This window comes from Collimonas sp. (assembly GCF_044339385.1).
GTDB lineage: Bacteria > Pseudomonadota > Gammaproteobacteria > Burkholderiales > Burkholderiaceae_D > Collimonas.
Window position 1 is genome coordinate 1 of sequence record NZ_JBIIVN010000121.1, and the last position, 7,826, is coordinate 7,826.

Genomic DNA, 7,826 nt, shown 5'->3' on the forward strand with positions numbered 1-7,826 from the left:
TGTTGCCCGCTGAAACTGTTTCGTTTTAATTCGTTCATATCCTGCCTTCGTTGTTCAGTGCAGGATACTCCTTAAACTATTGTCCGGATTTCCGGGTCCACTATAACGCAGAATCTGATCTTGCGCGATTTTTGTGAAGCAGACAGAGAGCCCTATCTTGCTGTGCGAGGCGACGATAAATCCAAGCGCTTTTTGCCGCTGCGAGGATGCCTCTCCGGTACGCTCTGACGAATTGCTGGATACCTTGATCGGCCAAAGTATTTACCTGCCTCGAACCAGGTTTCAGTGTGCGATCACCACCAAACGCGGCGAGCTGATCGGCGCATGCGGGATCCCGCCAGAAGCCAGACAGCAGGCATCGATTGGCTGTGAATTAGGTCGGAAATGGCTAGGTAGCGGCTATGCACTTGAAGCTGCAAACACTGTGATGCACTTTGGTTTCTAGGCACACAACGTGCATCGCATTTATGTCGAAACCGTGTCGGAGAACAAAGCCGCCATCAGACTTTGCAATTTGCTCGGCATGCGAATCGAAGCGCAATTTGTGGAGAGCCGGTATTTCCAGGGCCGCCGGTGGGGCACACCAGTATTGGCATTGTTAAAGGATGAGTGGCGAGCGCGTCATGCTTGAGGTACAGCTTGCCTCGCCAAAAGCAGTCTCGCGTGCGGCAAGATGAGATCAGCGTATCCCGCAGTTAAACGATTCCATTGCATGTTGTTGATATGTAGAGAATGAAAAAGCTCGAACGCTGTGCAAGCGTGCGAGCCTTGAGAAATCTGTCGACATTACAACTTCACGATCAGGTTAGGGCAGAGCTTTTGTAGTTTCTGTTGATGGTTGATGGTTAACTAGGTTGCTTCTTGAATGTTGGATGCCTGTTTGCCTTTAGGGCGTTCCGTGACGTCGAATTTGACTTTTTGGCCTTCTCGCAGGAGTTTTTCGCCGCCCATCTGGATTGCGGAAAAGTGGGCAAACAATTCTTCCCCGCCATTGTCGGGCGCGATGAAGCCAATGCCCTTTGAGTCGTTAAACCATTTGACAGTACCTGTATCCATAATAGTCTTTCCAAAATTGATACATCACACTAGTCGTAAAAGTGAGAAATTTATTCATGCAGTGCGTCAAGTTGAACTGCCTTGTCAACCTGCTCACTTTGGTGTTGTGAGTTGTCTCGATAGCTGGTTTCCGGATCGCCGGAAGTCCAGCGTCAAAGCGGTTGGCGGCCATTCAACCGTTTACCAGTTTAGTTAATTTGATCGATTTCGCCAGATTAAAATAGCTGACTGCCATGAAAATTTGGCAGATCAAATTGCATCGGTGATGTTGATACCTGGCCAGTTGATAAAACGGCAGGTTTGCGCGGAATGCGCCTGCTGCCGCTGCCGCACATTAGTCCGGTAAGTCGCATGGACAAAGGCTGTTCAGGCTTTGAATTTATTCTTGAGCGCATCCAGTTTGCTGCTTGATACCGTACCTGGGCCATCGCTGGCGGCGGAATCATCGGGAAATTCGTCAGCGAACTCTTCTACCAGGTTCTTCCAGCCCTTGCTGCTGGCAAACGCATTGAACTCTTCCGGCGCTTCCAGCACGATCAGTTTGTCATCTTGCAAGCCAAGATCGCCGTGGCCGAAATCAGGGCCGACATAGCCGATCTGGCGCAGTCTCGCCAAGATGTGCCCGATAAGCACCTTGTCGGCATAGAGCCGTTCTTTGCCGATCGCGGCGTTGAAATCGACATAGACGTCAATGATTCCATAGCCTTCGTCAAAGATGCGGATCGATTTTATTTCATGGTTGCGGCCGCTGGCGTCGGTAACGCGGAAAGGCCCGCTGAGCTGGATGTCGGTGTCATTGTTCATAGCGTGAGGATACACCAAATGGCACTTCATCTGGCGCCATACGTCGTCAATTCAGTCGCAGTAATTCAGGTGTCGCTCCATTGCCGCATCAGGTTGTGATAGCAGCCGATCAATGTGCGGCGCGCCTGTTCATCGGCGTTGGTCTGGTTCAGTTTCTGGATGGCGTTATCCATGTCAAACAGCATGCTGCGCTGGGCGTCGTCACGTACCAGGCTTTGCACCCAGAAAAAACAGGCAGTACGCACGCCGCGCGTGACTGGCGTGACTTGATGCAGGCTGGTAGCCGGATACAGCACCATGTCGCCGGCTTGCAGCTTGACGGCGTGCATGCCATAGGTGTCGTCGATCTGCAGTTCGTCGCCGTCGTAGGAGTCTGCATCAGACAGGAACAGAGTAGCCGAAATGTCGGTGCGCAGCTTGCGGCCGCTGTGCGGATCAATCCGCACAGCGGCCGTCGACATGGGCGCCAAAGGCCATGCCCTCGCCGTAGCGGTTGAGCCATCGGCGGATAAACGGTATTCGGTAGTGCGGCGCCGATAAAGCGCGGGTGGCGCTCCAATGCTTGCAGAATGATGTGCTGGCATTGCAGCGCCACTGCTGACCGTTCATCGATCTGTTGGTTGAATTTGACTGCCGCCCCCTGGTACCCGGCCGTGACGCGGCCGTCGACCCACGCCGGGCCGGCCTGGTCGAGCAACTGTCGCACAGCGTCCAACTGCTGGACATCAAGTACCTTGGGAATGGCAATCAGCATAAACGTTTCTTTCGTCTTTTCGCAGGTTCGATTACATACGATAGTTGACCGACAACAGCGCGCTACGTCCGGTGCCAGGCACTGCGCGGCCGCCATCGGATGGAATCAACGCATCGTAATACATTTTGTTGGCCAGATTGAACAGATTCAGGCGGATGTTATACTTCGGTTGCGTATAGGCCGCCGTTGCATCCCAGCGTGTATAGCCGCCGACCTGCACCACGTTGGCGTTGCTGGCGTAACGCTGCGACATGTAAGTCGCACCGCCGCCGATTTCCCAGTGCGGCGCCAGCTTGTAGGTGGCCCATGAGGTAAGCGTGTTCTTCGGTGTGTTGGCCGGGACCTTGCCGAGCGTGCCGTCGAGTGCCGAGGCCTGAATGATCTTGGCGTCCAAATAGGTATACCCAAGCGCAATCTGCCAATCCTTGGTGATGCGCCCAGTGGCGCCGGCGCGGGCGCCGTTGACGCGTACCGTGCCATCCAGTTTATACACGCCGGTGGCAATCAGGCTACGCGCGTTAGCCTTCTTGATCTGGAAGATCGTCGCGTTGAGCGACAGGCTGTCATTCGCCACATCCCATTTTCCGCCGAGTTCGTAGGAGCGGTTCTTTTCCGGGGCGAGGTTCTGCTGGCCGGTGGTGCCGGTCAACTGTTCCAGCGACGGGTTGAATGACGTGCCGTACGACAGATAGTAGGACTGCGCCGCGCTCGGTTCCCAGATGCCTCCCAGGCGCACGCTGGTGAAGTTGATGGTTTGCTGGGCATAGGGCAGGGTAGTGTTTTTGGCAGCGGCTGGCGCATTGGCCGAGTTCAGCGAGTTAGTGATGCTGGCGATGTAACGGTCATAACGCAGGCCGCCGACCAGTTTGAATTCTGGTGCCAGTGTCACGGTATCGTTGACATAGGCGGCAAGCGTATTGGCGGAGCCGCCGGCACGGTTGCCGGCAACACTTGCAACCTGACTGCCAGCCGCACTGTAGCCGGGATTGACCAACGGTATGCAATCGTTATAGCCGGTTACTGTCGATGGCGCATTCAGCGCCACGCCATTGCAACTGCCATTGCGATAATAGTTTTGGTTGTCGTAGCCGTCGTGGCCGAGTTCAACGCCGATCAGCAGATCGTGTTTGATGCTCCCGGTGTTGAGTTTGGCCGATAGTTCGGTCTGATTGAAAATCGAATAATCGCGAATGTCGCGGTCATGGCTCTGGCCGCGCACATACAGGCTGCTCAGCGGCAGCGGCGTGAAGCCACTGGCCGATACCGTGCCGATGGTGTTAGGCGCGGTTTCCACCGCGCTGGTGCGCACGTAGTTGAACTGGGTCTGGTTGCGCAGCACGACATCGGGTGAGATTTTGTGATTGATGGTGGCGCTCAGTGCGGCCACGTCCTGGTTGGCCCGGTCGCTGTTGAGGCCGTAGGCGGTATTGCGGTCGACCTTGACCGGATGGCCGTTGAGTGGCGGTACGCCGTAATCGGGCATGTCATGGTTATGCTGAATCAGGGCCGACAAGGTGATTTCGGTCGGGGTGCCGATACCCGTCACGTAGGAGCTGGCCAGGCCGAAGTCTTGCACATCGGTCTGGTCGCGGGTGGTAGCCTTGCCGTTCTGTGCCATCGCCGATAAACGCAATGCCGATGTCTCCGATAGCGGATGATTGTAGTCGGCGGTACTGCGCACCATGCCGTTGGTAGTAGCCGATGCCGAGATCTCGGTCGATTCCTTCAGGTTGGCTCTCTTGCTGACCTGGTTGATCACGCCGCCGGTCGAGCCGCGGCCGAACAGCATCGACGACGGTCCCATCAATACTTCGACCTGCTCCAGCGCAAAGGTGTCGCAATAGTACTGGCTGTGATCACGAAAACCGTCGAGGTAAATATCGGTGCGCGCAGAAAATCCGTTGAGGTTGATGTTGTTGCCGATCTGGCCGCCCTCGGCACCGCCAAGTGTGATGCCGGCCACGTTGCGCAACGCATCAGCCAGCGAGCTCGCGCCTTGCGACTGCATCAGTGCCTTGTTGACCACCACCACCGATTGCGGCACGTCGTGCAGGTCGGCCGATAATTTGTTGAGGGCACTGCTATTGGCGTTGAAATCGCCGCGGGTGCCTTGCACGGTGACTTCCTTTAGCACCGGCGCAGCGGGGGGGCGGCCTTTTGCGGCGGAACTTCTTGGGCGTATAAGTGCAAAGGGCAGGCAAACGCAGCTACCAAGGCCGCGGTAATTGGATTAGGACGGTTCATTTTCATGTGCAAAAAGGTTGAGCTTCGACAGGTTAGGTTTCGATAAGCAGCTGGAATCTGGCTGGCTAACACGGAAGTCGACCGTTTTGCTGGCTGAAAATATTTTATTTGCAAATGAGATTGATTGTGTAATTAATTCTCATTTGACTAATTGGCGGAAGGCATTATAGATGAGAACCCGGCAAAACGAACAGTCCGGATTGGTAAAAAAATAAATTACAACAGTCTGGAGTGTTGTTGCAGCCAGCAAGCAGGTCGCCGTCAGGCAGCCCGAGTCGTCATGCGAGGGGTTTCGATTGGTTTTTAGTAGCCGTTCGACAATGATGGGTTTAACAATGTCTGGCTATCCCGAACTCACTCGGGCGGCAGCAAGAAATTGCACTCCTGCTTTGACATATGAGCGGCAATCGTTGCGGTTTCATCCTTGAGGCGGATGCCTGACAATTGTCGTTCGTGAGCCTGCCGCAGCAGGTAGTGCAGTTTGAACGCAGCTTCCTCATAGGATAATCCCGCCGGCTGCACGTTGGAAATGCAATTACGGCTTTCGTCGGTCAAGCCGACGCGTGGTGCCCAGGTCAGATAAAGGCCCATGCTGTCTGGTGAGCTCAGACCAGGCCTTTCCCCGATTAGTACCACCACGACCTTGGCCCCCAGCAGTTCGCCAATTTCATCGCCGATAGCAACCCGTGCCTGGCGCGCGATAATGATCGGCGCCAGGCGCCAGTTTTGCGTTTGTAAGCGGGGCTTCAGTGCATCGATAAAAGGCAGAGCGTTTTGTTCTATCGCGAGTGCAGACAAACCATCGGCAATCACCAAGGCTAGATCATGGCGGCGCATCTGGCATGCACTGGCGTCAATGTCGGAGAGCGCTTGCAGCGTCTCGCGTGAGCCGGCATCAAGCCGCCGCCCAAGATCCGGGCGTTGCAGATAAATCTGGCGGTTTTCCGCCGCGCTGCTCAGGCTGACGCAGTTTATGTCACCGTTAGCGGCCAGTGCCTGCGCCAGTGCCCGCGTATCTAAGGCCTGGTGGACGGCGTCGCGTGCCTGCGCATGCGCCAGTTGGAACGCCAGTTGCGCACCGGTAGGCAGGCTGACCCCGCTGCGACCCAAGGCGATCCGTGCGGTAGTCAGTTGGCGCAGAGATTGCCAGGGGTTAACGATCACGGTGGGGTTGGGATCGCGCATGGTCAATATCTCAGGATAAACGCAACAACACTGGCCCGAAAGCGGGCGGCAAGCCGGCGGATTTTATCCGGCCGCCGTTGTCGAAAATTTCCATGCTGTTGAGCCAGGCTTGAAATTCCGGCGCTGGCTGCAAACCAAGTAGCCGTCGCACATAGAGTGCGTCGTGGAAAGAAGTGGTTTGATAGTTGAGCATGATGTCGTCCGAGCCCGGGATGCCCATCACGAAGTTGCAGCCGGCATTAGCGAGTAAAGTCAGCAAGACATCCATGTCGTTCTGGTCCGCTTCTGCATGGTTTGTGTAGCAGACGTCGCAACCCATCGGCAAGCCTAGCAGCTTGGCGCAAAAGTGATCTTCGAGTCCGGCCCGGATGATTTGCTTGCCATCGTACAGGTACTCCGGCCCGATGAAGCCGACCACCGAATTGACTAGCAGCGGTTTGAATTTACGCGCCACTGCGTATGCGCGCGCTTCGCAGGTTTGCTGGTCGATACCGTGATGGGCATTGGCCGACAGCGCACTGCCTTGGCCGGTCTCGAAATACATAACGTTATCGCCGATGGTTCCACGTTGTAGCGATAACGCAGCCTGGCGTGCTTCGTCCAGCAAGGCCAGGTTGATGCCGAAACTCTGATTGGCAGCTTCGGTTCCGGCAATCGACTGGAATACCAGGTCAACCGGCGCGCCGCGATTGATCGCCTCGATGGTGTTGGTGACATGGGTCAAGACGCAGGATTGGGTGGGAATTCGGTAGTGCTCGATGATATCGTTGAGCATGCTGACGATGCGGATGACTTGCGGCACGTTATCGCCGGCCGGATTGATGCCGATTACCGCATCGCCGCTGCCATACAGAAGACCGTCGAGGATGCTGGCACCGATGCCGCTGATGTTGTTGGTAGGGTGATTGGGTTGCAGGCGCGTAGAGAGGCGCTGCGGCAAGCCGATGGTGTTGCGGAAACGGCTAACGACACAGCATTTCCTGGCGACCAGAATGAGGTCTTGCACGCGCATGATTTTCGACACTGCGGCCGCCATTTCCGGCGTAATGCCATCGGCAACGGCGGCCAGCACCACTGCGTCGACGGCATCGCTCAGCAGCCAGTTGCGGAAATCGCCAACCGTCAGATGGCTGATTGCGGCAAAGGCGACGGCATCGTGGTCGTCGATGATCAGCCGGCTGATCTCGTCCTGTTCGTACGGTAGCAGCAAATCGTTGAGGAACAGCCGAAGCGGTTGTTGCGCCAGCGTCATTTGCGCCGCCACCCGTTCTTCGGCGCTGGTCGCAGCCAGGCCCGCCAGATAGTCACCGGAGCGGGGTGGGGTGGCTTTGGCCATCAAATCCTTGAGATCGCGGAAGGCATAAGTTCGGCCGCCGACGACGTGACAGAAGCGCTGTTGTCGTTGGGGCTTGCCCGGGTTAGTGTTTGCGCTCATCGATCTCGCTCTCCGTGTATTCGATTGCCGTGCGTCTTTACCGCATCATAGTCGCTCTGCGCAGCGCTGTAACTGATTGATATTTGTATACATCAGGTTCTGACCGGTTTCCCGTTTTAGCTGGGGCGATAGTTGCAGGCGGAATTTAACTCGGCGTCCTGGTAAATGTTATGTCAGTGTTCTGGCATATCGCAAACCGGTTTTTAGAAAACGTACTTGTCGAATGAGCTTCCCCCGAAATTTAGTCTTCCATAGGTAACGTAAAATCAACGATCCTTTGGAAAGACCAGCAATGAAGAAGATACCAAAACAGATGTACACGGCGGAGTTCAAGGAGCTAGCCGTGCA

Annotated in this window: 5 protein-coding genes and 2 pseudogenes; 1 reads left to right on the forward strand and 6 read right to left on the reverse strand. The window is 55.8% G+C overall.

From position 1 onward, the window contains the following. Positions 1–133: 133 nt before the first annotated feature. A complete protein-coding gene (locus ACIQ0R_RS09360; RefSeq protein ID WP_395826477.1) occupies positions 134–445 on the forward strand; it encodes a GNAT family N-acetyltransferase in 312 nt (103 codons plus the stop codon). 404 nt (positions 446–849) lie between these two features. Here ACIQ0R_RS09360 and ACIQ0R_RS09365 read toward each other — a convergent pair whose 3' ends face one another. The 6 genes and pseudogenes from ACIQ0R_RS09365 to ACIQ0R_RS09390 all read right to left on the reverse strand — a co-directional run bounded on the left by ACIQ0R_RS09365 (position 850) and on the right by ACIQ0R_RS09390 (position 7,478). Further along, positions 850–1,056 (reverse strand): cold-shock protein, encoded by a 207-nt coding sequence (locus tag ACIQ0R_RS09365; RefSeq protein WP_395826479.1) that lies wholly within the window; start codon positions 1,054–1,056, stop codon positions 850–852. Positions 1,057–1,422: 366 nt separating this feature from the next. After that, positions 1,423–1,860 (reverse strand): hypothetical protein, encoded by a 438-nt coding sequence (locus ACIQ0R_RS09370; protein WP_395826481.1) that lies wholly within the window; start codon positions 1,858–1,860, stop codon positions 1,423–1,425. A 65-nt stretch (positions 1,861–1,925) separates the two neighbouring features. Then, a pseudogene (locus ACIQ0R_RS09375) lies at positions 1,926–2,614 on the reverse strand (Fe2+-dependent dioxygenase). A 31-nt stretch (positions 2,615–2,645) separates the two neighbouring features. Next, positions 2,646–4,858 (reverse strand): annotated as a pseudogene (locus ACIQ0R_RS09380) (TonB-dependent receptor). A gap of 354 nt (positions 4,859–5,212) precedes the next feature. Beyond that, complete coding sequence (gene eutC / locus ACIQ0R_RS09385; protein WP_395826483.1) at positions 5,213–6,043, reverse strand: ethanolamine ammonia-lyase subunit EutC; 831 nt, start codon at positions 6,041–6,043, stop codon at positions 5,213–5,215. A 10-nt stretch (positions 6,044–6,053) separates the two neighbouring features. Then, complete coding sequence (locus ACIQ0R_RS09390; protein WP_395826485.1) at positions 6,054–7,478, reverse strand: ethanolamine ammonia-lyase subunit EutB; 1,425 nt, start codon at positions 7,476–7,478, stop codon at positions 6,054–6,056. Between the last annotated feature and the right edge of the window lie 348 nt (positions 7,479–7,826).